The organism is Mesorhizobium sp. IMUNJ 23232, assembly GCF_044326205.1.
Lineage (GTDB): Bacteria > Pseudomonadota > Alphaproteobacteria > Rhizobiales > Rhizobiaceae > Kumtagia.
In genome coordinates, this window is record NZ_JBIRCY010000006.1 from 134,389 (window position 1) to 161,273 (window position 26,885).

The window sequence follows — 26,885 nt, forward strand, 5'->3', positions numbered from 1 at the left end:
GCCGACGCTTGATGAAACGACACGCGGCGGGGATAGTCGTCGCTCCACAAGAACTCGCTTTGTCAGGACATGACCGACAAAATTCCGCCGCGTCTGCTCTGGGCCGCGCGACAGCTTGCCTTCGACGGTACCGCCGATCTACTGGAAGTCGGCTGCGGGCATGGCGTGCTCGCCGGGCTCGTCTGCGAGCGGCTTGCCGCGGGCAGCCTCGTCGCTATCGACCGTTCCGCCAAGATGATCGCCGCTGCGCAAAAGCGGAATGCCGCCGACGTCGCCGCTGGCCGCGTCTCGTTCCATGCCGCGGAATTTGCGGACGCCAATTTCGGCGGCATGCGCTTCGACCGGATTTTTGCCGTCAACGTCAATGTCTTCTGGATCGATCCGCGCCGCGAGTTGGAAGCGGTGCGACGCCTGTCAAAGCCGGGCGCTTGGCTCGACCTGTTCTACGAACCGCCAGGCGTGGCGCAGGCAGGAAAGATCAATACCCTGCTTAGCGAAAAACTGACCGCATGCGGTTTCGAAATTACGGCGCGGGCCACCGAGCCCCTCGGCACCGCCGTTGGCATCCATGTCCGCGCCCAACCCGTCAACGCCTGACCGGTCACAGTGGGCCATTAGACTTTTGTTCAGGCAAGCTTCGGAAAAAGCGGGTTTTTCCGTTTGAACCGATTTGGGTGGTTGCGCGGTCCAATCTTCGCTTGATGCCCGTTGTGCGACGCGATACGCCACCGGCGAAAACGCGTGCATGAGGGAAGCAGATGAGCCAGACCAGAACCGAGACCGATACGTTCGGGCCGATCGAAGTCGCCAGCGACCGCTATTGGGGTGCACAGGCGCAGCGTTCGCTCGGCAATTTCAAGATCGGCTGGGAAAAGCAGCCGCTGTCAGTGGTTCGGGCGCTCGGCATCGTCAAGCGCGCAGCGGCCGAAGTGAATATGGAACTCGGCCGGCTCGACCCGAAGATCGGCGCTGCGATCGTCGAGGCCGCGCAGGAAGTCATCGACGGAAAGCTCAACGAGCATTTTCCGCTGGTCGTCTGGCAGACGGGTTCGGGCACCCAGTCCAACATGAACGCCAACGAAGTGATCTCGAACCGGGCGATCGAGATGCTGGGCGGCGTTATGGGCTCGAAGAAACCCGTGCATCCCAACGATCACGTCAATATGAGCCAGTCGTCGAACGACACCTATCCGACGGCCATGCACATCGCCTGCGCCGAGCGCATCACCCACGACCTTCTGCCGGCGCTTAAGCACCTGCACGCCGCTCTCGACGCAAAGGCGAAAGCCTTCGACCACATCGTCAAGATCGGCCGCACCCACACGCAGGACGCCACGCCCCTGACGCTCGGCCAGGAATTTTCCGGCTATGCCGCGCAGGTTGCCTCGTCGATCCAGCGCATCGAGTTGACGCTGCCCGGGCTTCAGGAACTGGCGCAAGGCGGCACGGCGGTCGGCACCGGCCTCAACGCTCCGATCGGCTTTGCCGAAAAAGTCGCCGAGCGCATCGCCGCCATCACCGGCATCGGTTTCGTCACCGCGCCCAATAAGTTCGAGGCGCTGGCCGCGCATGATTCGATGGTGTTCTCGCACGGGGCGCTCAACTCGGCCGCCGCCGCCCTGTTCAAGATCGCCAACGACATCCGCCTGCTCGGCTCCGGCCCGCGCTCGGGTCTCGGCGAGCTTTCACTGCCCGAAAACGAGCCCGGCTCGTCCATCATGCCGGGAAAAGTCAACCCGACGCAGTGCGAGGCACTCACCCAGGTGTGCATCCAGGTCATGGGCAACAATTCCACCATCACCTTCGCCGGCAGCCAGGGCCATTTCGAGCTCAACGTCTACAACCCGCTGATGGCCTACAATTTCCTCCAGTCGGTGCAGTTGCTGAGCGACGCTGCCGTCTCCTTCACCGACAATTGCGTAGTCGGCATCGAAGCGCGGGAAGACAATATAAAAGCCGCGCTCGAGCGTTCGCTGATGCTGGTGACTGCGCTCGCCCCGACCATCGGCTACGACAATGCGGCAAAAATCGCCAAGACCGCGCACAAGAACGGCACCACATTGCGCGAGGAAGCCGTCGGCGGCGGTTATGTCAGCGACGCCGACTTCGACCGGCTGGTGCGGCCGGAGGACATGACGCATCCGGGATGATAAGGAGAATATCGTTCCAAAAGTGAACGATGTGTCGAACGATTGCTATCTTTGGTGAACGATCACACTCGTCTATCTTCGCCGGGACTTCAAACCCTCCCGGAGATAAGACCATGTCCCTCAACACCTCCACCGCCGGCGCCAGTTCCAATGCCGCCGGCAGCGCGGCTGTGGTGCTTGCCGCCCGCCTGCTGCTCTCGATCCTGTTCATCTTTGCCGGCTTCGGCAAGCTGACCGACATTTCCGGCACCGCCGGCTGGTTCGGCAGCATCGGCCTCCCGCTGCCGACGGTGGCGGCAGTCGTCGTCGGCCTGCTCGAATTCTTCGGCGGCCTTGCCATCCTCGTCGGCTTCAAGACCCGTATCGCCGCAATCGCGATTGCCGTCTTCACCATTGCAGCCTCGCTGATCGCCCACACAAACTTCGCCGACCAGATCCAGTTGCTGTTCTTCCTCAAGAACCTGTCGATCACCGGCGGCCTGCTGGTGCTCGCGGCCTTCGGTCCCGGCGCACTGTCGATCGACGCCCGCCGCGGCTGAGCGTCACAAAATTCCGTCGAGAAGGCCCGGCACGTCCGGGCCTTTTTGTTTGCTGCTTAGAGTCGATGCCGAACGCAACAATCAAGCAGCGTTCCGGAATTGCATGACAGGCGGCCGGCTTTGGCGCAAAGTTCCCAACAAAGCCGGAGCTCATCATGCCCATCGACGCCGCAGCCCTCATCGCCCGCTTCCTGCTCGCCGTGGTCTTCATCCCCAACGGCATCATGAAACTTTCGGACATCGCGGGCACCGCCGGCTATTTCGCCGGCCTCGGCTTCCCGATGACGACGGCGGTGGCTTGGGGCAGCGGTCTGTTCGAGCTCATCGCCGGCATCTGCATCGTAGCCGGCTTCCAGACACGGATCGTAGCCATCCTGCTGGCCCTGTTCTGCATTGCGGCCAGCGTCATCGGCCATATAGGCCAAGGCGCCGACGATCCGGCAATAGCCTTCCTGCATATGCAGGCGCTGCTCAAGGATATCGGGCTGGCCGGCGGTTTTCTGGCGCTGGCGCTTGCCGGACCGGGCCGGTTCTCGATCGACGGCGGGCGGAGCTGACCCGCCTATTCCCCGCCGACCACCAGTTCCAGCCTGCGGCTGGTCACCCGCGCCAGTTGTGCCATCCGGCCCGCGGGCCGCTCGCCGGCCAGCGCGGCGAACGCCTTTGGCACCACCAGCGCCAAGCCATCATTCGGCCGCCGCTCCCATTTCAGCTTCGGGATAAGGCCCGGCATCGACGCCGACAGCAGGTAGACGACACGCATCATGGCGCCCAGCAGACGGGCGCGTTCGAGATAGCGCGGCGTAGCAAGTGCCGCAATCTCCGCAACGCCGGCATCGTTGAAGACGCCCTGGTGACGGAAATAATTGGTCAGCGCCAGAAACGCCCGGCCAGGATGGTCGACGCCGATGAAGGATGCATGGGCGATGATGTTGAGCGACTGGGTGCCGCGATATTCCGGATGCGCGCGCCAGCCTATGTCGGCCAGCAGACAGGCGGCGCGGCGATAGCGCATCTCCTCCTCGGTCTCGTCGATGCCGAACACGCTGAAGGAGTGGCCAGTCCAATCCGCCAGCTCGCGCGCATGCGTGACCGAGCGGGCGCGCAGCAGCGCCAGTTCCTCCGAAGCGGAGATCAGCGGATCGGTCCGCTGTTCCTGCGGCGACAGCAACGAATACAGAAATCCCTCGCGCACGCCGAGCGCCGAAACCACGACCTTCGACGGCTTCATCGACGCGATGATCTCGAGCAGGACGGCCGCGCCGTAAGGCAGCAGTGCGCGTCGGCTCTTCGACACGCCTTCGATGCCCTTGATCTTGTCGGTCTCGCCGCGCGCCACCTGGCGCAGGAAGGGCAGCGAGCTTTCGATGCCGAGCTCGTAGTGGTGCATAACGGCGAGCGGATAGTTGGTCGCGTACATGTGCAGGCGGGCGAGGTTTCGCCAGGTGCCGCCGACCGCATAGAAGACGCGGCCCTCGCCGGCCTTCAAGAGCTTCGCGCGCGCGAGTTCGTCGCGGGCAATCTTCGCCGCGGCCGTCAGCGAGTTCTTCGCCATGTCCTGCAGCCTGAGGCCGCCGAGCGGCAGGGTGATGCCGTCGCCGATGTCGTCGCCCTTCACGTCGACCAGTTCGAGGCTGCCGCCGCCGAGGTCGCCGGCGATGCCGTTCGCAGGATGGAAGCCGGAAATGACGCCCAGCGCCGAATAATGCGCCTCCTCGCGGCCGGAGAGCACGCGAATCTCGGTGCCCAAAATCTGCTCGGCGCGGTGGATGAAATCGGGGCCGTTCACGGCCTCGCGCGCCGCCGCCGTGGCGATGACATAGAGTTCCTTCGCCCCCGCCTGGTCCGAAACCGCGCGGAAGCGTCCGAACTCCTCGACTGCCCGGGTGACGCCCTCGGGATCAAGCTTGCCAGTGGAGACGATGCCGCGACCCAAGCCTGCCAGCATCTTCTCGTTGAACAGCACGGTCGGAGACCGAGCGATACCCTCATAGACGACGAGGCGAATCGAATTCGAACCGATATCGATGATCGAAATCGGGCTGCGGTCCGGAAGCCGCCCCTGCGACTGTAACAGCATCAGCTAGCGGCTGCTGCGGTCTTCTTGCGGCGCTTGAACTGCGCGATCTGCTTGGGAGCGCTGCTCTTCAGCGCAACGCCGCGCCCGGACAGGCTGGGATTCGTCATGAAATATTCCTGGGCGTTGAACGGTTCTTCGCCCTCGTCCGGCACGATGCGCCGCGAGGTGCCGTCAGCCAGTACCTCAAAGCTCTGCTGGTTGTCCATTATGTTGCCCAGCATGATCTGGCCCAGCACCTGTTCATGCACAGTCGGATTGGTGATCGGCACCAGCGTCTCGACGCGGCGGTCGAGGTTGCGCGGCATCATGTCGGCCGAGCCGATATAGATGATCGCCTCGTCCGACGGCAGGCCGTGGCCGTTGCCGAAGCAGAAGATGCGGCTGTGTTCGAGGAAGCGGCCGACGATCGATTTCACGCGGATGTTGTCGGAAAGGCCGGGCACCTGCGGGCGCAGGCAGCAAATGCCGCGGATGACGAGGTCGATCTCGACGCCGTTGCGGCTGGCCTCGTAGAGCGCGTCGATTGTCGTCGGGTCGACCAGCGAGTTCATCTTCATCCAGATGCGCGCCGGGCGCCCCTCACGGGCGTGGCCGATCTCGTCGGCGATGTGCTTGAGGATGCGCGGGCGCAATGTCAGCGGCGACATGCCGATCTTCATCTCCTCGGCCGGCTCGGCATAGCCGGTGATGTAGTTGAAGATCTGGGCGACGTCGTGGGCGATGCCCGGGTCGGTCGTGAAGAACGACAGGTCCGTGTAGATGCGCGCGGTGATCGGGTGATAGTTGCCGGTGCCGAGATGCACGTAGTTGCGCAGCTTGCCGTCCTCGCGGCGCACCACCAAAGACATCTTTGCGTGGGTCTTCAGCTCGATGAAGCCGAACACCACCTGCACGCCGGCGCGCTCCAGGTCGCGCGCCCAGCGGATGTTGGCCTCCTCGTCGAAGCGTGCCTTCAGTTCCACCAATGCCGTCACCGACTTTCCCGCCTCCGCCGCATCCACCAGCGCGCGCACGATCGGGCTGTCGTTCGAGGTGCGGTAGAGCGTCTGCTTGATCGCCACGACTTCCGGGTCGGCGGCGGCCTGGCGGAGAAACTGCACAACGACGTCGAAGGATTCATAGGGGTGGTGGACGATGATGTCCTTCTCGCGGATCGCCGCGAAACAGTCGCCGCGATGGTCGCGCACGCGCTCGGGAAAGCGCGGGTTGAAGGGAACGAACTTCAGATCGTCGCGGGCGACCGCCACGATCTCGGAAATCTGGTTGAGCGCCAGCGGCCCATGGATGACGCTAATACGGCTCGACGAAACGCCGAGTTCGCCGGCAACGAAATCGCGCAGTTCGGCGGGCGTCTGGCCGTCGAACTCGATGCGGATCACCGAGCCGCGGCGGCGCCGCTTCAGCGCCGTCTCGAAGAAGCGGACCAGATCCTCCGATTCTTCCTCGACCTCGATGTCGCTGTCGCGGATCAGCCGGAACGTGCCCGAGCCTTTCAGTTCATAACCGGGGAACAGCCGGCCGATATAGATGCCTACCGCTTCCTCGATCGGGATGAAGCGCACGCCGGGCTTGCGGTCGGGCAGCCTTATGTAGCGCTTGAGCGCCACCGGCAGCCTCAGCAGCGCGTTCATCTCCTCGCCGTCCTTGCGGTGGCGCAATTTCAGCACGATCGAAAAGCCGAGATTGGGGATGAACGGAAACGGATGCGCCGGGTCGATCGACAGCGGCGTCATCACCGGAAAGATCTGCTGCTGGAAATGGTCCTCCAGCCACACCTGCTCTTCCTTGGTCAGCACGTCGGCGGTGACCGTCTCGATGCCCTTCTCCTGAAGCAAGGTCTTCAGCGCCGCAAAACTCTCCTGCTGGTCCTCCTGCAGCCGGCCGACCTCATGCAGCAACTGCTCGAGCTGCTGTTCGGGCGTGCGCCCGTCCGGGCTGCGCAACGCGATCCCCTCGCGCACTTGGCCCGCCAGCCCGGCGACGCGCACCATGAAGAACTCGTCGAGATTGGCGGCCGAGATCGACAGAAACCGCACGCGCTCCAGCAGCGGATGGTGCGGGTTCTGCGATTCCTCCAAGACCCTGCGGTTGAACTGCAGCCAGGAGAATTCGCGGTTGACGAAGCGGTCGGGATTGCCCGCCGCCATCTCCGCGGCGACCATCTCCGCCGCCGCAAATTCCGCCTGCAAGGGTCTCAGTTCATTCATGGCAGCAAAAATCCCCGGCTGTCGCCCGCACCTGACGCGGCAGTCTACCTCCTGACAGGCAAGTGTGACAGTTTGATTTCAGGGGTGAACACTCTACGCACCGTTTTGGCTGGAGCCACATCGTGGACCTTGGACACGCTGTCCACCGTGTTCAAGGCCGGCGGCCGCTACCTTATGTACAACACCGCTCGGCGCGATCACTGTTGGCAAACAGTTGCTCACATTTTCGTATTCTCATACCTCATCAATGACCCTTGGAAGCCGAATAAAACTGCTTCTGACGATCAAACGAGCGTCAAAATAAACTCAATCGATATCGGACTACAGTTGCAAAAAGGCATCGCATGGAGTCCGTAAAGGAGCACCGCGGCATAGCGGCTTGCCCTCGTCCTCTAATGCAAGTAGCAATTGCTTCGGGAACTCCTTTCGCTGAAGATTGGATCGTGGGCAGTAATCGATAGTGCATCTGTCAGCAGCCAGAGGTCGATGTATGGTATTTTTGAATGGAATTTGGTCGTGATCCGAGTGAAAACTTGAACATTCATCGGAGCGCCGTCAAATGGATAGGCATGCAACAAAATACAGTGTGAGAAAGATTCATGTCTAAATTTACCACATTAAACGCCATTGATATGACGCAGCTCGATTACGAGCACTTCACTATTGCGGATTTCAAAAGCTCGCGTCGACCATTTTTGTACTACATAGATGAAGATGACAGTCACCGTGTTTCATTTATTAATTACGAATACCGGTACGGAAATCAAGTTAAATACTTTGATGCCGCAGGTGATTTAGAGATAATTTATCAAGGTGATGTTGCAGTAGGTGCCTCCGGATATATTGGGAATTTGAGTTGGGACTTAATTACCTTTGAAAGCGAGTTCGGCGGTGAAATCATAAAGCACGAAGCGTGGGATATAAGTAATCTCGGCTGGATCGATATAAAAAACTTTAAGAATAATAACGATTCGGAAATTAGCAAAATTATATTTGCCGGAAAGGATAGCATCGTCGGATCGGTCGATGCCGATATCCTTCTTGGTTTTGGTGGAAACGACACAATAAGTGGCGGCAATAGCAACGATTTTCTGACTGGCGGTGTCGGCGCGGACTATCTCAGTGGTGGAAGCGGGTTAGACACGTCTTCATACGAACACGCCCTGACCGCCGTCAAAGTAAATCTTACCAATCCGTCACTCAATGCCGGCGAGGCGAAGGGCGATACCTTCAACTCTATCGAGAACCTTGAAGGCTCAGCTTTCAACGACACGCTCGACGGTAATGCCGGCGCTAACATCCTTTCTGGCCTGGACGGCAGTGACCTGCTTCGCGGGGCGTCCGGTAGTGACGTCTTGCAGGGTGGAAACGGCAGCGATACGCTCGGCGGCGGCGACGGCAACGACTTGCTCGCTGGCGGCGCGGGCGCGGATTACCTCAGTGGCGGCCTCGGCAACGACACAGCCTCCTATGAGGGAGCATCGGCGGGCGTGACCGTCAGCCTGGCCGATCCGCTGTCGAACACGGGAGATGCCGCCGGCGATACATTCAACTCCATCGAGAATTTGGAGGGGTCGGGGTTTGGAGACAAGTTCACCGGCAATGCTGCCACGAACGTCGTCAAGGGCGGGAACGGCGCTGACCTGATCAATGGCGGCGGCGGTTCTGATACGCTCACCGGAGGCGCGGGCAAGGACGTGTTTGTGTTTTCTACTGCCCTGGGCGCTTCCAACTTGGACACGATCACCGACTTTTCTCCGGTCGACGACACGATCCGTCTGGAGAATGCCGTTTTCGCCGCTTTGACTAACACAGGCACGCTTTCGTCGTCCTACTTCCGGGCAAACGCCACCGGCACAGCGCTGGATGCCAACGACTTCATCGTCTACGAAACTGATACGGGCAAGCTGTTCTACGACGCGGATGGCAATGGCGTAGGTGCCGCAATCCAGTTTGCTAGCCTTGCCGCGGGGCTCTCCCTCGCAAATGCCGACTTTCAGATAATTTGAGGCGACCTGCCGGAGGCTCGGTTATCGCCGGCCTCCGGAGCGGTGGCGTCGAGCCATTCGCCCTATGATCGCATTCTACCCGACAAGTTGTTGCGACCTCTCAGCGGTCGCTTAGCCTATGTTGCCAGGCAAACCCGATTGGCGAAACTCCTCCCCCCTGCTAAGAGGCAGCAAAGCGATCAGGAGACGAAAAATGGCTGGCGGCGCGATTCCCCATTTCCAGAACGACGCCGGGCATGCGGCGATCGAGATCGGCGTGAAGGAATTCATGTGCGTCGGCGCCAACCCGCCCTTCGACCATCCGCACGTGTTCCTCGACATGGGCGCCGACGACGAAAAAGTCTGCCCCTACTGCTCGACGCTTTTCCGCTACAACCATGCGCTCAAGGCGTATGAAACGCGGCCGGAAGGCTGCGCCTATATTAGCCAGGCGGCCTGAGCGACGTCCGGCGAGGCCGGACATTTCATGGAAGCCGAACGACCTTCGCGGATCATCGTCGCCGGAGCAGGCATTGCCGGGCTGACCGCCGCACTGGCCTTCGCGGCGCGCGGCTTTTCGGTCCAGGTTTTCGAGCGCTCGCCGGAACTTGGCGAGATCGGCGCCGGGCTTCAGCTTTCGCCCAACGCCACCCGCATCCTTGACCGGCTCGGCGTGCTCGCCGGCCTGGAACGCTTGGCCGTTCGCCCGCCCGCCATCGTGCTCCGCAACGCAAAGGATCTGCGGGAACTCGCCCGCGTCCCGCTTGGCGCTTCGGCCGAACGGCGGTGGGGCGCACCCTATCTGGTCGTCCACCGCGCCGACCTGCAAAAGGCACTGCTGGCGACGGTAGCCCGAACTGAAAAGATCTCGTTGATCACCAACACGGTCGTGGAGGATTTCCAGCCTTCCGAGTCGAGCGGTGTGGTCATCAAGATCCGGACCGGCGGAGTGGAAAGGCGTCTGGGAGGAATGCTGCTTGTCGGCGCCGACGGCGTGTGGTCGAAGCTGCGAAACAGGGTTTTGCCGGGGGTTGCAGCCCGTTCGGTCAGGCTCGTGGCATGGCGGCGGACCATTCCCGCTGACAACCCCTTGATCCGAAACCTTTTTCCGGACCTGACGGTGAATGCGTTCCTGCATCCGGGTTTCCATCTCGTCGCCTATCCGCTGCGCGGTGGCTCAGAGTTCAACTTCGTTGCTTTCACGCAAGGTCAGGTACTTGGCGAGGATTGGTCGGGCAAACCCGACCCCGCGCCGTTGCGCGACATGCTCCGCCGTAGCGCGACGCCGCTGGCAGCACTTGCCGAAGACGCGGATGCCTGGACCGCTTGGCCGATCCACACGGTCGATTCCGCCAAGCCTTGGATTCAACACGGAAATTTCGCGCTGATCGGCGACGCGGCCCACGCCATGACGCCATTCGCCGCGCAGGGTGCGGCCATGGCCATTGAGGATGCGTGGACACTCGCCGCAGCTTTTTCTTCCAGCCCTTCAACTGACTTGGCCAAATCACTCGCGACCTGGGAGCAGGCCCGGCGCCTTCGAATCCAAAAAGTTGCGCGGCGCGGTGCCTTCAATCGCTTCGTATGGCATGCCGCCGGCCCGGCCGCCTGGGGTCGGAACCTCGTGCTCGCTTCGCGGTCGCCAGAAAGCCTCGCCGCCGACATGGACTGGCTCTACGGCGAAGACATCAATTCGCCATAAACCGTTGAAATCAATTATGTAATTCGAGTGACCATCGCAGCGTGACCGGCAACGGGTTCCACATTCCCGTTGTGATGCCGGCCTCGCGCAGTGCCCTTGCGGTCCAGGTGTTGCAGCCGACAAGCGCAGTGAAGTAGCCGTCCGCCTCGTAGAATTTGTCGAATGAGCCGTAGCCGACGCCCGGAATGATCAGCGGCCCCTCGGCATCCTCGTAAAAGCTATCCTTGATGAACGCCAGCATGGCACCGAATTCGCGCTCGCCGACATCGAAACCGTTGACCTCTGGATGCGGTTCGGGGATCGGGCCGGCAACGTCGATATGCATGGCAGCGCGGTCGAGCGTCAGTCCCTTCAGCAACGGCATCGGCTTCAACTGGTCCCAGGTGGGTGTGGCGATGTAAAATTCGCGGCTGCCGCGCCCGAAAACCAGGTATTTCACCTCCGGTGCGTCGAGCGGCATGCCGTCGTCGAGCAGGAAACCGAAGGTCCGCAAAACCACGTCGTCGAGCGGAACGGCGATGTCGGTATGGATCGGATTGGACAGGACGAGGATGCGGCGGGATTTTGGCGCGTCGTCGCTTCCCGGCCCGAACAGCGGCCGGGGCACGAGCGTGCCCAGCGCGACCGCCACGACGAACAAGCCGATTATGATACCGCAAGCACGGAAAAGCCGCTTCACCACGCTCACACTCCCGACCTGCGAATCTCCGGCGATTCGGCCACCCGCAAAAGAAGAGCCCGGCGATTGCGCCGGGCTCAAGGCCGTGCAGTGCACCTTGCTGCTGAAGCTGAGTTCAAGCCGCCGAATTTTGGCAACCTGCGGATCAAGCCTCAGTGCAGGATCTGGCTTAGGAACAGTTTCGTCCGCTCGTGCCTCGGATGGTCGAAGAACTCGGCCGGCGTATTCTGCTCGACGATCTGGCCCTGATCCATGAAGATCACCCGGTTCGCCACCTTGCGGGCAAAGCCCATCTCGTGGGTGACGCAGAGCATGGTCATGCCTTCCTCGGCCAGCCCGACCATCGTCTCCAGCACCTCCTTGATCATTTCCGGGTCGAGCGCCGAAGTCGGCTCGTCGAACAGCATGATGCGCGGGTTCATGCACAGCGAACGGGCGATGGCGACGCGCTGCTGCTGGCCGCCGGAAAGCTGGCCGGGATATTTGTTGGCTTGTTCGGGAATCTTGACGCGGCGCAGGAAGTGCATGGCGGTCTCTTCCGCCTGCTTCTTCGGGATCTTGCGCACCCAGATCGGCGCAAGCGTGCAGTTCTCCAAAATGGTCAGATGCGGGAACAGGTTGAAGTGCTGGAACACCATGCCGACCTCGCGCCGGACCTCGTCGATCTTCTTCAGATCGTTGGTGAGTTCCTTGCCGTCGACGACGATCTTGCCCTTCTGGTGTTCTTCAAGCCGGTTGATGCAGCGGATCATCGTCGACTTGCCGGAGCCCGAAGGGCCGCAGATGACGATTCGCTCGCCGCGCATCACCTTGAGGTTAATGTCCTTCAGCACATGGAAGTCGCCATACCATTTGTGCATGGCGACGATATCGATGGCGACGTCCGTGTCGGAGACGTGCATCTTCTTGACGTCAACCTTGATTTCCTCGGCGCTGACTGCGTTTTCAATGACCATCGAAGGTTCCCTTTTAGCGAGGCTCATGGCCCGCGGTTATTTGCGGTGCCCGGTATCGAGCCGGCGTTCCATGTATTGAGAATAGCGCGACATGCTGAAACAGAACATCCAGAAGATCGCTGCGGCAAAGACGTAGCCGGTCTTGGCGGTCTGCGGCGTGGCCCAGGTCGGGTCGCCGGAAATGCTCTGCTTGACGACGCCGAGCAGGTCGAACAGCGAGATGATCAGGACCAGCGTGGTGTCCTTGAACAGACCGATGAAGTTGTTGACGATGCCCGGAATGACCAGTTTCAGCGCCTGAGGCATGACGATCAGCCCCATCTTCTGCCAGAAGCCGAGGCCAAGCGAATCCGCGCCCTCGTATTGGCCTTTCGGAATAGCCTGGAGGCCGCCGCGAATGGTCTCCGCCATATAGGCTGACGAGAACAGCGCCACGCCGATCAGCGCGCGCAGCAGCTTGTCGAAGGTCATGCCCGGCGGCACGAACAAGGGCAGCATGAAGCTCGCCATGAACAGAACCGCGACCAGCGGCACACCGCGCACCGTTTCGATGAACACCACCGACAGCAGCTTGACAATCGGCATTTTGGAGCGCCGCCCGAGTGCCAGCACTATTCCCAGAGGCAGGGACGTGACGATGCCCACATAGGAGATCACCAGCGTGACCATCAGGCCACCCCACAGCGGCGTCTCGACATAGGACAGGCCGAAAAAACCGCCAATCAGCAGGAAGAAGGCGACGAACGGAAACACCGCGAAGAACAGGATGGCGTTCAACCGCTTGTAGGGCGCGCGCGGGATCAGCAAGGGCGCAAGCAGGGCAATGAAGATTATGCCGCACAGGATGACGCGCCAACGCTCGTCGACCGGATAGCGGCCGAACATGAAAAAACCGAAGCGGCTGCTCACGAACGGCCAACAGGCGCCAGACCAGCCGGCCGCAAGCTGCCCTCCCTGCTCCGTCGTCAAACAGGCCGTTCGGTCGGCGCCGCTCCAGACGGCACTGAAGAACAGCCAGTTGAGCATCTGCGGCACCACCCACGCGATCGCCAGGGCGGCGACCACGGTGATCGCAGAATTGACGGGCGTGGAGAACAGGTTGTTGCGGATCCAGGCGCCGGCGCCGACCTGACCGGACGGCGCAGGCTGGGCCAGCGTCATTTCCGTCCTTACCCAGGAGAGATCATGTTCCTGCATGGTCTATCTCTCCTTCAGAGCCATCTTGGTGTTGAACCAGTTCATGAACGCGGAAGTGGCGAGGCTGATCGACAGGTAAACGATCATGAAGATCACCACGACCTCGATCGACTGTCCGGTCTGGTTCAAGGTGGTGCCGCCGACGGAGTAAAGTTCAGGATAGCCGATCGCCACGCCGAGCGTCGAATTCTTGGTCAAGTTGAGATACTGGCTGGTGAGCGGCGGGATGATGATGCGCAGCGCCTGGGGGATGACCACGAGGCGAAGGCCTTTGGGAGGCCGCAGGCCGAGTGCGGAATACGCCTCCGTCTGCCCTTTCGGCACGCCCAGAATGCCGGCACGGACGATTTCGGCGATGAACGCGGCCGTGTAGAAGGAGAGTGCCAGAAGAAGAGACAGGAATTCCGGCTTGACGTTGGCGCCGCCGGTCAAGTTGAAGCCGCCCTTCTGCGGGTAATCGACCGTGGCCGGCATGCCGGCCAGAAGATAGGCGAGCAACGGCATGCCAATGATCAACGCCAGGCTGACCCAAATCACCGGAAAGGACTGGCCCGTTGCCATCTGGCGAGCATAGGCCCGACGAGCAACGTACCAGCTTAGCAACAGGCCGATCACGAGCCCGCTTAGCACCATCAAACCGCTACCGTTCCACACGATTGCCGGGAGATAAAAGCCGCGAACGTTGAGGAACGAACTGAACGGCAGTTCGAGGCTCTGGCGAACCTGTGGCAGCAAGGCCAGCACGCCCTGATACCAGAACAGGATGACCAGCAGCGGCGGAATGTTGCGGAAAACCTCGACATAGACCGTGCAGATCTTGCGGATCAGCCAATTGTTCGACAGGCGGCCGATGCCGACAAGAAAACCGATGATCGTGGCAAAGATGATGCCGGCGATGGCTACCTTGAGGGTGTTCAAAACGCCGACGATCAGCGCGCGGAGGAAGGTCGAGTCCGACGTGTACTCGATCAGGCTATCCGAGATGTCAAAGCCGGCGCGGCCGCGCAAGAAGGCGAAGCCCGTCGATATGTTGGACCGCCGAAGGTTCTCGATCGTGTTGTCGACGATCCACCAGATGCCGGCCACCAGCAACAGGACCAGCACCATCTGGAAGACGAAGCTTCGGACTTTCGGATCGTAGAGAAGCGAAGCCTTGGCGGGCTGCCCCACGCTGACGATATCTTGTGTCGCCACAGGGTTCCCCTTCCTATGACATTGGGTCCGGGCCGTTATTCAGCCTCGAACCGGGAAGGCCGGAGGGAACGCCCCTCCGGCCGGCGGCGCCGATCAGCGGATCGGCATGCCGTACTGCAGGCCGCCCTTGGTCCACAGGGCGTTGACGCCGCGGGCGATCTTCAGCGGGCTGCCCTGGCCGACGTTGCGCTCGAAAATCTCGCCATAATTGCCTGTCGCCTTGACGATGTTCACGACCCAGTCGTTGGTCAGGCCAAGGTCGGTGCCGATCTTGGTTTCGGCCTCGACGCCGAGCAGACGCTTGATGTCCGGATTGGCAGAACCCTTCATCTCCTCGACATTGGCCTGGGTGATGCCGGCTTCCTCGGCATTCAGCAGCGCGTAGTAGGTCCACTTGACGATGTCGAACCACTTGTCGTCGCCCTGGCGCACTGCCGGTCCGAGAGGCTCCTTCGAGATGATCTCGGGCAGGACGACGTGATCGTCCGGAGCCGACATCTGAAGGCGCACGGCATAGAGGCCGGACTGGTCCGTCGTGTAGGCGTCGCAACGGCCCGCGTCATAGGCGGCATTGGCCTCCTCGAATTTCTCGAACACCACTGGATTGTACTGGAGATTATTGGCCTTGAAGTAGTCGGCGAGGTTCAGTTCCGTCGTCGTGCCAGCCTGGACGCAGATCGCCGCGCCGGAGAGCTGAAGCGCCGATTTCACATCGGGGATCTTCTTCGCGTTGATCATGAAGCCTTGGCCGTCGTAGTAGGTCACGCCGCCGAAATTCAGGCCGAGGGCGGTGTCGCGGCTGATCGTCCAGGTCGTGTTGCGCGAGAGGATATCGACCTCGCCGGACTGCAGCGCGGTGAAGCGATCCTTGGCGGAGAGGCCGGTGAACTTCACCTTGGTGCCGTCGCCGAACACCGCGGCCGCCACAGCGCGGCAGAAGTCGACGTCGAGGCCGGTCCATTCGCCCTTGTCGTTCGGCGCGGAGAAACCGGCGAGACCGGTGTTGACGCCGCACTGGACGAAGCCCTTGGCCTTCACGTCCTCGAGCGTGCCGGCGGATGCGGCAAAACTCGCCATCCCAAGCGCGGCAGCGCCGAGAACGACCTTCAAAGCATTTTTCATCGTTACAAGCCCTTTTCTGTTTGACGGGATTCCATCCCGATTTCCCCTTATGAGGCGGCGTTTCCCGCTCGGGCCCATTTCCCGAGACGCGGCGTCGTTGGTGACGCTCGCGCCGTGTTCCCCATTCAAGACCCGCATCGAAGGCGATTATTCCCGCGAGGTCAAGCGGAATGACCAAGGCGGCAAGAGTTTGAAAATACGACGCTGCGACAGCCGCTTGATTGAGACTCCTTTCGTCGCGAATCGGTCAACGACGCGAAGGCCCGTTCTTTTCCCGGCACGGCAGAAAAAGCCTGGCGCAACTGGTTCCGCCCTCTGTCCGGATCGGTATGTTGCGGCGCGGTGGCCGCCGCTCTAAGGCTTCGGAACAAGGCCGGTTGCGATTCAGGCCATGGAACGGACGGAGATCATATGGCCACACGGGACTTTGCGGGGTTGGGAACCAATACGCTGCTGGCGCATGCCGGCAACGACCCGCGCGACTTCTTCGGCTTCGTCAATCCGCCGGTGGTGCATGCCTCCACGGTGCTTTATCCCGACGCGGCGACGATGGCCGCGCGCAACCAGAAATACACCTACGGCACACGGGGCACGCCGACCACCGACGCGCTGGCCGCTGCGGTTGACGCGCTGGAAGGATCGGCGGGAACCATCGTCGTTCCGTCCGGACTGGCGGCGGTCACCGTGCCGCTGCTGGCCTTCCTGTCGAGCGGCGACCATGTGCTGATCACCGATTCGGTCTACCATCCGACCCGCCATTTCGCGAACACGATGCTGAAGCGGCTGGGCATTGAGGTCGACTATTACGACCCGCTCGTTGGCGCCGGCATCGAGGCGCTGATGAAGCCGAACACAAAAGTCGTCTTCACCGAATCGCCGGCCTCCAACACCTTCGAGATGCAGGATATTCCGGCGATTGCGCGCGTGGCCAAGGCGAGCGGCGCGACTGTCATGATGGACAACACCTGGGCGACCCCGATGTTCTTCCGCCCGCTCGACCATGGCGTCGACATCTCGATCCACGCCGCCACCAAATATCCGGCCGGCCATTCCGATGTGCTGGCCGGCACCGTGTCGGCCAACGAAGACTGCTGGAAGACATTGCAGGAGACGTTCTTCACGCTCGGCGCCTGCTCCGGCCCCGACGACGTCTACCAGGTGCTGCGCGGCCTGCGCACCATGGGCGTGCGGCTGGAACGGCATCAGCAGAGCGCGCTGGCGCTCGCACGCTGGCTTGAAACGCAGCCCGGCGTGGCGCGCGTGCTGCATCCGGGGTTGGAGAGCAATCCCGGCCACGCCATCTGGAAACGCGACTTTTCCGGCGCGAGCGGCATCTTTTCGATCGTGCTCGACGGCGGCGGACCGGCCAGCGCCCACGCCTTCCTCGATGCCTTGCAAATCTTCGGACTCGGCTATTCGTGGGGCGGCTACGAAAGCCTCGCCGTGCCGGTCAACATCAGCGACCGCACGGTTGCCAGGAATTCCTATGAAGGGCCGATTCTGAGGCTGCAGATCGGGCTGGAGGATGCGGATGACCTGAGAGCCGATCTCAAGCGCGGGCTGGCGGCGGCGGCGGCAGTCTGAAGCATCCCTGCTGACGGATCGCAGGCATGCGCTGCGCAACGCCACAGTGAGCGGTGCTTTCATAGTCGTGGTCCCGCGCCAAAAAATTCAAGGGCCGGTCCGAATTTGAGGACGCGGACTCATCCGCTGGCGACAGAGGCGGGCGTGAGGTATGATCCTCGCCCAGGACAAATATCCATGCCCGCGCAAAGAGGCCCGCCTTGGTTGATCGCCATAATCGTCATGGTGATCACCGCAGGCATCGTCGTCGGCATCATCGCGGCGCTGTATGGCTCGCTCTGGAGCTAAGGCGGGAGAATTGAGGGCCGCTGGCCCCTGGGTGGGGGGTGGGTGAAGCCAGCGGCCCGGAACGGCCTGGCTAAACATTCTTTTCCTCCCAGCCCGCTCCGCCGGCGAGAATACACGAAATCGTGAAGGGCGGTTGACAAATATGTACTGCCGACGCCGAATGTTTATTCAACGTCGGCGGCATGAACCACTTCAGGCCGAAACCGCCATGAGTTTGGGTGTTTAATCCAGCGATTTCCTCACCCCCAGGGTCCAACTAAAAGTTAGCCGAGAAAACTCTTTTAGCCTAGTGGCGCGCGTTTGCGCCCCGGCTAACACCTTTGATTTTCTTACATTAAACGGAAGCTTCGGGGGTTCAACCGGCAGGATCCGAACCTGCGATCATCGGCTTAAAAGTCCGGTCCCCAACCTGAAGTCCGGCTGCGAAGGCGCGGCCGGGCTTCGTCATTCGATGGCCGATCAGCTTAAATCACCACAAAGTCGGCCGCCGTCAGCGTCGGGTTGCCGGTGAGGGTGGCGAAGTGAACGGCGGCCCCGGAACCATTGCCATCCGCGTCGTAGAACAGTTTTCCGGTGTCGGTCTCGTAGATGATGCGGTCGTCGGCATCAGCCGCCACACCGGTGGCGTTGGCCTGGAAGCTGCCCGCTGCCAACGCCCCGGTTGTCGTCAGCGCGGTGAAGACGCCGTTTTCCAGATTGATGGTGTCGTCGGCCGCCTTGAAGTCGGCAATCGTATCGACATTGCTGGCGCCCAGCGCCGAGGAGAACACGAAGGTATCCTTGCCGCCCATGCCGTGGAGAATGTCGTTGCCGCCCTTGCCATCCAGCACATTGTCGCCGGCATTGCCGCGCACCAACTGGACAAAATCATTGCCGGTCAGGTTGATCGCGTAGGCTGCCTTCAGCGACGTGGTGTTGAGCAACTCGGCGCTGACGCCATTACCCAGCACAAAGGTTTTGACGCCCGCACCAACGCGATCACTGCCCGCGCCTGCCGCCTCGACGATCACGGTGCCGGCATTGTGGACGGCATAGACGTCGTCGCCGCCCTGGCCGGTCAGCGTATCGATACCGCGTCCGCCGTCGATCAGGATGTTATCTCCAGCGCTTCCGGTCAGCTTGTCGGCAAATTTCGACCCGATCAGTTTCTCGATGCCGGTCAGCGTGTCGCCCTGGGCGTCGCCGCCGGTGCCGGTGCCCAGTTGCAGATTGACGGTGACGCCAGCGTTAGACGTAAGGTAGCTCGCCGTGTCCACCCCGGCCCCGCCATCAATGGCGTCTTTCCCTCCGCCACCGACAAAGGTGTCGTCACCCCCGAAGCCGGACAGCTTGTCGTCCAGGCCCGTCCCGGTGATGGTGTCGTTGCCGGCCAGCACAAGCCCGAGCAGGCCCTTGGTGTCACCGGATGCGATGAACTTCGAGAGATCCGTCACCTTGACGTTCGGAATGGATGCGATCTTGAAGGTGGTTTCACCCGCCGCCACCAGTTCGAAAGTCGAGAGGGTGCCGCCCGTGAGCGCGTCCGATGCATCGAAGGTCAGGCCAGCGCCCTTGACGAGGACAAAATTCTTGGCGTCGTCGAAATATTTCGCCTCGGTGGGTGTCGTGGTGGCATCGTCATAGTCAAAAAGGTCAGCGACCTTCAGGCCGCTCATGTCCAGGGCGACAGTTGTGCCGCCAGATACAATTGCCATCGATTCCCCCTCCACGCAGACCGCGTCGCCTGCTCCAATGTGGTGCAGGCGAGCATATAGTGATACAACCCTGTAGGCTGCAACAACTTTTGCGGGTTGATTTCTCTCAATTCGAATTCAAGTTCTGTTTCGGGTGTTTCGCGTTCTACGGATGACAGAGAGGCGCTTTCGTTGGCGCAAGCGAATTTCCGCGATGCCCCGACACGGCACAAAAGCGTCCTGCGCTGCCAAATCGTAACAGCTAATTCACGTTTGATAACAGGCGGTTAGTGGCGATCCCGGCAGGATTCGAACCTGCGACCATCGGCTTAGAAGGCCGGTGCTCTATCCAGCTGAGCTACGGGACCAAAGACTACGCCTTGGCATACTGCTCGCCGCGCTGGCGGCGATGTGGCAGGCGGGGCGTTCAGTGCGTCCAGGGCGTCTTGCGGTCATAGCGGAAATTCTCCGCATAGGAAATCTGCCGCCGCTTGGCTTCCTTGGGCTCCTGCACGCGAAAGGCGATGCCGTGTTTCTCGGCATAGGCAATGGCTTCTTCCCTAGTGTCGAAAGTGAGCCGGACCTGGCTCTTCATGTCCGACGAGGTAGTATAGCCCATCAGCGGGTCGATCTTGCGCGGCTTCTCGGGGTCGAAATCGAGAACCCAATATCCCGTCTTGGCCTTCCCGGACTGCATCGCGGTCTTGGCAGGGCTGTAGATGCGCGCTGACATAGGTGTCCTCAGAGTTTGGTGCCGGCGATCCAGGAACGCAATCCTGAATTCCCAAACAGATATCCGCCGGGGATGCCGAGCTTTGTATGATCCGTCAAAGCGGACCTGCTGCGAACCGTCCAAGACGTTGATCTGCCCTTTCGTCTGTAGATCATGATGAGCCTGTTGGGCAAGAAGGCTGAGCGATGACGGGGTCGCCCCCCGATTGAGCGGAGGATTGTTCGATGACTCGGCGTGCCACTGCCGGGGAGAGGCGATCTCCCTACCGGAGCTATAAAGAGCAGCGGGATGGCCGCATTTTTGTCTCCAGTTGCTGCTTTGGTGACGGCTGGCGCGATCCACGATGATATGGTCTAAGCGCCGTCGGCAATATGACTGCGGAAAATCAGATGCTCAGCGAAGTCCGTACGCCAACCTTTTCCAGCCAGATCGGCGTAGCCGCCCGCGTGGTTACCGCCATGATCTTGCGCGAGACGAGAACCCGTTTCGGCCGCAACAAGTTCGGGTTCATCTGGCTGCTGCTGGAGCCGATGGCCTATGTCGTGTTTGTCGTTGCCGTTAGGTCGTTCATCGAGAATCGCATACCCTTCGGCCAGAACCTGCTGCTGTTCATCCTCTCCGGAATCCTAACCTTCCGCATGTTCAGCGCGATCGCCTCGCGCGGGCTTAGCGCCATAACGGCTAACAAAGCACTGTTGGCCTATCCGCCAGTGAAACCGATCGACGCGATTGTCGCGAGGCTTGTCCTCGAAACGATCATCATGTTCATAATCTGGATTATCTTCTATTCCATGCTCTCCATCGTCAGCGAAGAAAAGGTCATCATCAACTATGTCAAGTTTGCCGAGGCTCTTGGCGCTCTCTGCTTCCTGAGCTTTGGTGTCGGTACCTTCAATGCCGTCGTGGCCACCCTGCTGCCGACATATGAACGGATATGGGGCGTCATCCGTTTTCCGCTGCTGATTCTTTCGGGTGTTTTCTACGTGCCGGCCCTATCGCCGCCCGCCATGCAGGCGGTGATTGGATGGAATCCCATCCTGCACTGTGTCGAGTGGATCCGCACCGCAGTGTACCTGACCTACGATCCGCTCTTGGACAAAACCTATGTTTTTGTTATCGGAGCCCTCTTTCTCGTCACGGGCCTCCTGCTTGAGCGGGCTTACCGCCACCGCATAATGGCCTTCTAAAAGCGGACTGCCGATCAGAATGGATTTCGAAAACAACCAACGGCCCCTCTCCTCGCCACCAACCGAGGAAGGCGGGGCGCATTTCCAATTCGTTCCGGTCGCGGGGTCGACGAAACTCATCATACTCTTCAGTGGCTCGAGCGTCCCGCCGCGGTCCTTTCATTTCTGGAAGGTCGGCATGGAGCTCGACGCGAGCCGGCTCTACGTCAACAACGGCAAGAACGAGTGGTACCAGAACGGCGTGCCCGGCCTCGGCTCCGATCTGCCGACAACCATCATGAACATCAAGCTGTGGGCCCGTCATCTCGGGGCCACGGAGATCTACACGGTCGGCCAGAGCATGGGCGGGCATGGCGCGATCCTGTTCGGCAGCCTGCTTGGCGCGCGCGTGCTCGCCTTCGGCGCCGAAACGACGATCCGCCTGCCGGCAAGCCGCAGCGAACGGCTTCTGGCCCCGGATGCAAAGACACCTTTCCTCAACATCCACCGCTTCATCGCGCAGGCTACCATGCCGATCTATTCGCTCGCGGGCGAAAATGATCCGCTGGATCTGTATTGCATGTCCCTCGCCAAGGGACTCCCGAATTACGAGGCCCGGTCGATGAATTTCGTCGGCCACGGCCCGGGCGGTTATCTGCGCAACAGAGAGCGGTTGACGCCGATGATCCGCAGACTGCTGAACAACGAACCGCCCCCGCCAATGCTCGAGGACGGGTTCGGATGCGAGATCGAAGGGTTCCCTGAAGCCTACTACGCGCTTTTCGTCGCCCATTCGGCGCGGGACTGGGCGAAGGCTGCCGAGATAGGGGTCAAGGCGACATCGCTTCACCCTTCCTCCGACTTTGCGCAATATCTGACGGGCCACGCCTTCCTGCAATTGGGACAGGCAAAGTCGGCTGTCGGGCATCTTGCGGCGGCGCGCGGCCTTTATGTCAACTTCGCGGACTATCAGTGGGCGCTGGCGGTGTGCATGCGGGACCTGGGCCGGATCGATCTTTCAATCAGTCTACACCGCCGGTTGCTCCGGACACATCCGGCCTTCGCGAAATCGCACTATGCCCTGAGCGTGATGTTCATGGCCAACGGAGCCTTGAAACAGGCAAGCCGGCATGCCAGTCAGGCTGCCACATTGGAACCGACAAACGCCAAATATGTGGAGCAAAACAAGCGCGCCACCCAGCGGCTGGCAAAGCGTAAGCCTAAGGATATCGGCAAGCTGCCTCCCGAAAAACGGCGCATAGCAATGCTTTACGACAATGCCGAGGCCGACGTTCAGCCCGTTTCCTGATGCCATCGATCCAGCATCACTCGACCTCGGTTTGGCATGCTTGCACTATGCGTCTTCCAGGCGCCTGGCCTCTGCCGCAAAGTGTCCACAGGAGTAGCTGACCTTTCGTCAACCTGAGGTCGGAGCCCTATCGACCCGGCAATGCATTGCCGACCAGCGTGGCTTGGTCTAGCTTCCGCCCGACTTTGATCATAGGCATCGGATGTTCCGACGAACCGCCGCTGTTTGGCCGGGAAGCCGCCCGGCATGAAGCTGCGTGGTGTTCGACCGGGCCTCGGGCACAAGCACGTTGGCACCCTGGCTCTTGCCAGTCCAAACAGGAAGTGATTCGGTCTATGTCTCTGATGCTGAGAAGGCATCAAGTTTCCTAACTGCCCGCAAAATGGGGGGAGTCAAATCCATGGCCGAGTACGACAACGCAGCACCCGCGTCCTTCGACGCTGCTCCGGTCGACGCACCGATCAAGAAAATCCTCGCGCGCGAAAAGCCGAATCCGCGGTGGAGCACACACCATGTCAACAAGGTGATGACCGTTCCGATCAAGCCGCTGTTCGGCCACAAGGACAAGCTCTTCACGATCGGCAGTTGCTTCGCCGAGCGCATCCGGCTCTACCTGACCGCGGAAGGATTCGACGTGGGACCGCCGATGCAGGATGTGCCGATGGCGCCGGATCGGTACAGGATGGATCGGCTGCCCGCGCGGCCGCATATGGACTATTTCAACTCCTTTACCATCCGGCAGGAATTCGAACGGCACATCGGCGAATTGAGCTTCGCGCCCGACGACTATTGGGTGACCAAGGACATCTACTGGGGCGGAACAAAAGCCTATCAGGATCCGTACCGCCGCATGATTTTTGGCCGCACGCCGGAGGATTTGCTCGAAGCCAACCGGCTTACCAGCGCGGCAATCGACCGCGGTATCCGCGAAGCCTCGGTGTTCTTCATGACGCTCGGCATGGCTGAAGTCTTCCGCAACAGGAAGTCCGGTCTGATGGCTTGCCAGAAACCCGGCTATGCCGGCGGCGCAGGCGAACAAGAGACCGAGTTCCATATGTCCTCGTACGAGGAGAACTTCGCGAACATGGAACGCGTGATCCAGATCATCGGTAAGGTCAGACCCGAAGCACGAATCGTCCTGACCGTATCGCCGGTCGGCCTGTCGCGGACATTCGGCGTCGACGACATTCTGGTCGCCAACACCGAAGGCAAGAGCATCCTGCGTGCCGTCCTCGGCGCCTTGGCACGCAAGTACCCGAACGTCACCTACTTCCCGTCCTATGAACTGGTGATGTCGAACGCGCCGACCAGCTTCCGCGAGGACGACGGCCGGCATGTCAATAACTGGATGGTTGCCAAGATCGTCCAGACCTTCAAGAGCGCCCATTTCGACGCCCGCGGAGAGGTCGCCAGTCAGCAAGCGGCAGAATAGCGGCGGGCGGCGCTCACAAGTCGCCGGAACCGCGCTCGTCGGGCCGGCGGCTTACGATCCTGCTGCGGTTTCCGAGGCAAACCACCACCAGCCTCGGAAATCGATGAAATACGACCTGTCGCGCATCAAAATGATTCGCCCCGGCGCCCAGACCGTCACAGCGGCTGACCATATCCTATATGATCATCCGGATGGTCGGAGTGGCAGGATTCGAACCTGCGACCCCCTGATCCCAAATCAGGTGCGCTACCAGGCTGCGCTACACTCCGGCGGGCTCTCTTTATGGCGGAGGCGACCGCAAAGCAAGTTCGTATGGCCGACTATTCCCATCTGGTTTTCGATAGCGCCCAGGCTGCCTTGTCCGCCGGGAAGGCATCGCCCCGCCAAAGTGGCCTGATTCAATCAAGATTGCGATCGCGGAATTTCTGGGATATGGAACCGCCCTCAGCGTCCGTCATCACGGGGTCAAAAAGATTTGCTCGATGTGCGGCTTCTTGGTTGTTGCGGCAATCTTCCGTTGAGCCCCGAAGCCGGCAAAGATGCCAAGAGCAGTTGAGAAGCGCTTGAAACATCGAGACCCTCTATCAGAGCGGATTATAGGATCAGGAATTCCGTGAGGCACACGGAAGCGCCAGCCAAGGTGGTTGAACCGGCTTTGACAGTCGCGTTATTTCATCTATTGCTAGCCCATTCACCCAGCCGGGAAGAGGAATGATTGCACTATGAGTTCAGACAAGATTCTTATCGAGGCCCGTAACGATTCGATCCAGGTTGAACAGATCGCCGCCGAGGACCTCCGCCAGAATATCGGCGACTATCTGGAGCCGAACTGGCGCGCCCGCCGCGCCGCCGAGGCGTATCGCAAATACACGCTTACCTCGGTCAACGACCAGGACGAATACATGAACATGCGTGCCGCCTTCTCGGAGACGAAGGGCAAAAGCAACAAGGTGTTCAGCGACGTCATCGCCTCGCATGTCCGCAAGACCCGCTACGACATGTCGCAGACGCTGTTCGGCGAGTATGTGCCGCAGCCGAACGGCGACAAGCCCGCCGCCGCGGCGAAGCCGGCTGCCCCGGAAGGGGACATGATGGACGATACGACCGTCAGTCTCGTGAATGGCGAGGACGGTGAGGACGAGACTGCTGACGCCTGGGCGAAGGTTGTCCAGGGCGCCGCCCGCCACCTTGAGCTGCATGGCTACTGGAAGGCCAAGTTCACCATTCCGGAGACCATCGTCGAAAGCCTGAAGCAGAAGATCCTCGGCAAGCTGGTCGAGAACCACGGTGACAAGGTGCAGGGTGCCCTGGACGGCAAGCCTGGCGCGCCGATGCAGATCAAGGGCGACGCGCGCTGGCTCGCGAGCTTCGAGGAGATGTACCAGCTTTCGTCAGACCCGCTGCTGCTGTCGATCGTGCAGGCCTATATGGGCGTCCCGCCGATCTTCAACACCCCGGTTTCCTTCCTCAACTCCTTCGTGAAGGCCAAGAACGACAAGCAGCTCTCGGATACGGCGCAACTCTATCATCACGACATGCACCGGCTGGGCTTCGTGAAGATGTTCGTCTACCTGAGCGACGTCAATCTCACTTCCGGACCGCACGTGCTGTTGCGCGGCACGCACCGCAACCGTCCGGACGCCCTGTGGGCCGACGGCCGTCATTCGGACCAGAAGGTCGCCGAGCAGGGCATTGCGCACGAGGAAACCAAGATCCTTGGCAAGCGCGGAACCGTCTTCCTGGTCGATACCAGTGCCCTTCACAAGGGTGCGCACCCCGAGACGGAATCGCGCCTGATGGCGCAGGTGCAATACACCAACTCGCTGTTCGGCCGGCCGCTCGCCCCTTCCGACCACAAGATCGAGATGGCCCAGACCAACAAGAACAAGGACATCCTGGCTGCCGCCGCGCATGTGCGCAAATACGCAGGCAAGGCCGGCGTCCGCTTCATGCAGAACTATATCTGAGCCTCCGGCGCCGCGCCTCGCGGCGTCCTCGGAAAGCAAACGGCCGGACGATCGTCCGGCCGTTTTCATTTGGAAGCTTTGGTTCTCGCTCCGGCAAGGCGGCGGGTCTTTGCCGCCTACGCCTTCATCAGCCACTCATGCTCGGGCGCGTTGTGGAATTTCCAGGTGCGCTTCGGCCCGGCCATGACGTTGAGATAATAGAGATCGTATCCATGGCACGCCGCACAGGGGTGATAGCCCTTCGGCACCATGACGATGTCGCCGTCCTCCACCGCCATCACCTCGTCCAGCGAGCGGTCGTCGGTGTAGACGCGCTGAAAGCCGAAGCCCTGCGGCGGGTTGAGCCGGTGGTAGTAGGTCTCCTCGAGGTAGGATTCCGCCGGCAGATTGTCCTGGTCGTGCTTGTGCGGCGGATAGCTGGACGTATGGCCGCCCGGCGTGATCACCTCGACCACCAGCAGCGAATCGGCCGGCTCGCCTTCCGGCAGGATGTTGGTGACGTAGCGGGTGTTGGTGCCCTTGCCGCGAACCTCCTGCTTGACGTCCTCGGGGCCGATCACCCGCGCCGGCAGGCCCTTGCCCAGTCCTGGCGCCAGGCAGACGGCGAGTTCGAGGTCGGTCTCGGCGGTGACCGACCATTGCGAATCCTGCGGGACGTAGAGCGACCAGGGTTTTCCTTCGAAGGGCGACATGCGCGCGCCGAGCACGCCAAAATCCTCGCCGTCGGCTGTCGCCTCGCCCTTGCCCGTGACGAAGACCAGACAGACTTCCTGCGAACCCGTCGGTGCCGACACTGTCTGGCCGGGCTTCAACCGGTGAAGCTCGAAACCGACATAACCCCAGCCGGCGCTTTCCGGCGTGATCTTGGCCACCAGCCCGTCACCGGCTTTGCGCTTGACCAGAAGCTTCGACATTTGCG

At 61.2% G+C, this 26,885-nt stretch carries 22 protein-coding genes and 2 tRNA genes; 12 read left to right on the forward strand and 12 right to left on the reverse strand.

The genetic code is table 11. From position 1 onward, the window contains the following. Positions 1-69 precede the first annotated feature (69 nt). The 4 genes from ACH196_RS06475 (at position 70) to ACH196_RS06490 (ending at position 3,246) form a co-directional block, all read left to right on the forward strand. Positions 70-597, forward strand: a complete 528-nt coding sequence (locus ACH196_RS06475; protein WP_396645897.1) for a class I SAM-dependent methyltransferase — start codon at positions 70-72, stop codon at positions 595-597. Between the two features lie 161 nt (positions 598-758). After that, on the forward strand, positions 759-2,150 hold the full coding sequence (fumC, locus tag ACH196_RS06480; protein ID WP_396645899.1) for a class II fumarate hydratase: 1,392 nt from the start codon (positions 759-761) through the stop codon (positions 2,148-2,150). Between the two features lie 113 nt (positions 2,151-2,263). After that, a complete protein-coding gene (locus tag ACH196_RS06485; protein WP_396645900.1) occupies positions 2,264-2,689 on the forward strand; it encodes a DoxX family protein in 426 nt (141 codons plus the stop codon). Positions 2,690-2,844: 155 nt separating this feature from the next. Continuing rightward, on the forward strand, positions 2,845-3,246 hold the full coding sequence (locus ACH196_RS06490; RefSeq protein ID WP_396645901.1) for a DoxX family protein: 402 nt from the start codon (positions 2,845-2,847) through the stop codon (positions 3,244-3,246). Between the two features lie 5 nt (positions 3,247-3,251). On the opposite strand, the gene ppx is transcribed toward ACH196_RS06490, so the two are convergent. Together ppx and ACH196_RS06500 are read right to left on the reverse strand one after the other, a co-directional pair. Continuing rightward, positions 3,252-4,769, reverse strand: a complete 1,518-nt coding sequence (gene ppx, locus ACH196_RS06495; RefSeq protein ID WP_396645902.1) for an exopolyphosphatase — start codon at positions 4,767-4,769, stop codon at positions 3,252-3,254. Next, on the reverse strand, positions 4,769-6,976 hold the full coding sequence (locus tag ACH196_RS06500) for an RNA degradosome polyphosphate kinase (RefSeq protein WP_396645904.1): 2,208 nt from the start codon (positions 6,974-6,976) through the stop codon (positions 4,769-4,771). Before ACH196_RS06500 ends, ppx begins: the two co-directional genes overlap by 1 nt. A 599-nt stretch (positions 6,977-7,575) precedes the next feature. On the opposite strand from ACH196_RS06500, the gene ACH196_RS06505 reads away from it, so the two are divergent. The 3 genes from ACH196_RS06505 (at position 7,576) to ACH196_RS06515 (ending at position 10,666) form a co-directional block, all read left to right on the forward strand. Then, a complete protein-coding gene (locus ACH196_RS06505) occupies positions 7,576-8,985 on the forward strand; it encodes a calcium-binding protein (protein WP_396645906.1) in 1,410 nt (469 codons plus the stop codon). Positions 8,986-9,178: 193 nt separating this feature from the next. Continuing rightward, positions 9,179-9,424, forward strand: coding sequence for a zinc-finger domain-containing protein (locus ACH196_RS06510; RefSeq protein ID WP_396645908.1), 246 nt, complete (start codon positions 9,179-9,181; stop codon positions 9,422-9,424). Between the two features lie 27 nt (positions 9,425-9,451). Continuing rightward, entirely contained in the window at positions 9,452-10,666 is a 1,215-nt protein-coding gene (locus ACH196_RS06515) for an FAD-dependent monooxygenase (protein ID WP_396645910.1), read from the forward strand. Between the two features lie 10 nt (positions 10,667-10,676). Here ACH196_RS06515 and ACH196_RS06520 read toward each other — a convergent pair whose 3' ends face one another. The 5 genes from ACH196_RS06520 to ACH196_RS06540 all read right to left on the reverse strand — a co-directional run bounded on the left by ACH196_RS06520 (position 10,677) and on the right by ACH196_RS06540 (position 15,814). Then, positions 10,677-11,345: a TIGR02117 family protein gene (locus ACH196_RS06520; protein ID WP_396646006.1), complete on the reverse strand. Its 669-nt coding sequence runs from the start codon at positions 11,343-11,345 to the stop codon at positions 10,677-10,679. Between the two features lie 152 nt (positions 11,346-11,497). Continuing rightward, complete coding sequence (locus ACH196_RS06525; protein WP_396645912.1) at positions 11,498-12,301, reverse strand: amino acid ABC transporter ATP-binding protein; 804 nt, start codon at positions 12,299-12,301, stop codon at positions 11,498-11,500. 36 nt (positions 12,302-12,337) lie between these two features. Continuing rightward, positions 12,338-13,498, reverse strand: coding sequence for an amino acid ABC transporter permease (locus ACH196_RS06530; protein WP_396645914.1), 1,161 nt, complete (start codon positions 13,496-13,498; stop codon positions 12,338-12,340). Between the two features lie 3 nt (positions 13,499-13,501). Further along, positions 13,502-14,692, reverse strand: a complete 1,191-nt coding sequence (locus ACH196_RS06535) for an amino acid ABC transporter permease (protein ID WP_396645916.1) — start codon at positions 14,690-14,692, stop codon at positions 13,502-13,504. 93 nt (positions 14,693-14,785) lie between these two features. Continuing rightward, the gene (locus ACH196_RS06540) at positions 14,786-15,814 is read right to left on the reverse strand and encodes an amino acid ABC transporter substrate-binding protein (RefSeq protein ID WP_396645917.1); all 1,029 of its coding nucleotides are present in this window, start codon (positions 15,812-15,814) and stop codon (positions 14,786-14,788) included. Positions 15,815-16,225: 411 nt separating this feature from the next. On the opposite strand from ACH196_RS06540, the gene ACH196_RS06545 reads away from it, so the two are divergent. Next, entirely contained in the window at positions 16,226-17,398 is a 1,173-nt protein-coding gene (locus tag ACH196_RS06545; RefSeq protein WP_396645919.1) for a cystathionine beta-lyase, read from the forward strand. 752 nt (positions 17,399-18,150) lie between these two features. Here the strand turns inward: ACH196_RS06545 and ACH196_RS06550 are convergent. The 3 genes from ACH196_RS06550 to ACH196_RS06560 form a co-directional block, all read right to left on the reverse strand. Then, the gene (locus tag ACH196_RS06550; RefSeq protein ID WP_396645921.1) at positions 18,151-19,380 is read right to left on the reverse strand and encodes a calcium-binding protein; all 1,230 of its coding nucleotides are present in this window, start codon (positions 19,378-19,380) and stop codon (positions 18,151-18,153) included. Between the two features lie 270 nt (positions 19,381-19,650). Beyond that, a tRNA-Arg gene (locus ACH196_RS06555) sits at positions 19,651-19,727 on the reverse strand. A 59-nt stretch (positions 19,728-19,786) separates the two neighbouring features. Beyond that, positions 19,787-20,092 (reverse strand): ETC complex I subunit, encoded by a 306-nt coding sequence (locus ACH196_RS06560; RefSeq protein WP_396645923.1) that lies wholly within the window; start codon positions 20,090-20,092, stop codon positions 19,787-19,789. A 389-nt stretch (positions 20,093-20,481) separates the two neighbouring features. Here ACH196_RS06560 and ACH196_RS06565 point away from each other — a divergent pair, with 389 nt between their 5' ends. From ACH196_RS06565 to ACH196_RS06575, 3 genes are all read left to right on the forward strand, one after another. Beyond that, positions 20,482-21,279 carry an ABC transporter permease gene (locus tag ACH196_RS06565; RefSeq protein ID WP_396645925.1) on the forward strand — a complete coding sequence of 266 codons (798 nt, stop codon included), beginning with the start codon at positions 20,482-20,484 and terminating at the stop codon, positions 21,277-21,279. A gap of 19 nt (positions 21,280-21,298) precedes the next feature. Continuing rightward, positions 21,299-22,567 carry a hypothetical protein gene (locus tag ACH196_RS06570; protein ID WP_396645927.1) on the forward strand — a complete coding sequence of 423 codons (1,269 nt, stop codon included), beginning with the start codon at positions 21,299-21,301 and terminating at the stop codon, positions 22,565-22,567. A 259-nt stretch (positions 22,568-22,826) separates the two neighbouring features. Beyond that, positions 22,827-23,999, forward strand: coding sequence for a GSCFA domain-containing protein (locus ACH196_RS06575; protein WP_396645928.1), 1,173 nt, complete (start codon positions 22,827-22,829; stop codon positions 23,997-23,999). Between the two features lie 192 nt (positions 24,000-24,191). On the opposite strand, the gene ACH196_RS06580 is transcribed toward ACH196_RS06575, so the two are convergent. Further along, positions 24,192-24,268, reverse strand: a tRNA-Pro gene (locus ACH196_RS06580). A 453-nt stretch (positions 24,269-24,721) separates the two neighbouring features. Here ACH196_RS06580 and ACH196_RS06585 point away from each other — a divergent pair. Beyond that, complete coding sequence (locus ACH196_RS06585) at positions 24,722-25,966, forward strand: phytanoyl-CoA dioxygenase family protein (protein WP_396645929.1); 1,245 nt, start codon at positions 24,722-24,724, stop codon at positions 25,964-25,966. A gap of 116 nt (positions 25,967-26,082) precedes the next feature. On the opposite strand, the gene iolB is transcribed toward ACH196_RS06585, so the two are convergent. Beyond that, positions 26,083-26,880 (reverse strand): 5-deoxy-glucuronate isomerase, encoded by a 798-nt coding sequence (gene iolB / locus ACH196_RS06590; protein WP_396645930.1) that lies wholly within the window; start codon positions 26,878-26,880, stop codon positions 26,083-26,085. Positions 26,881-26,885 lie beyond the last annotated feature (5 nt).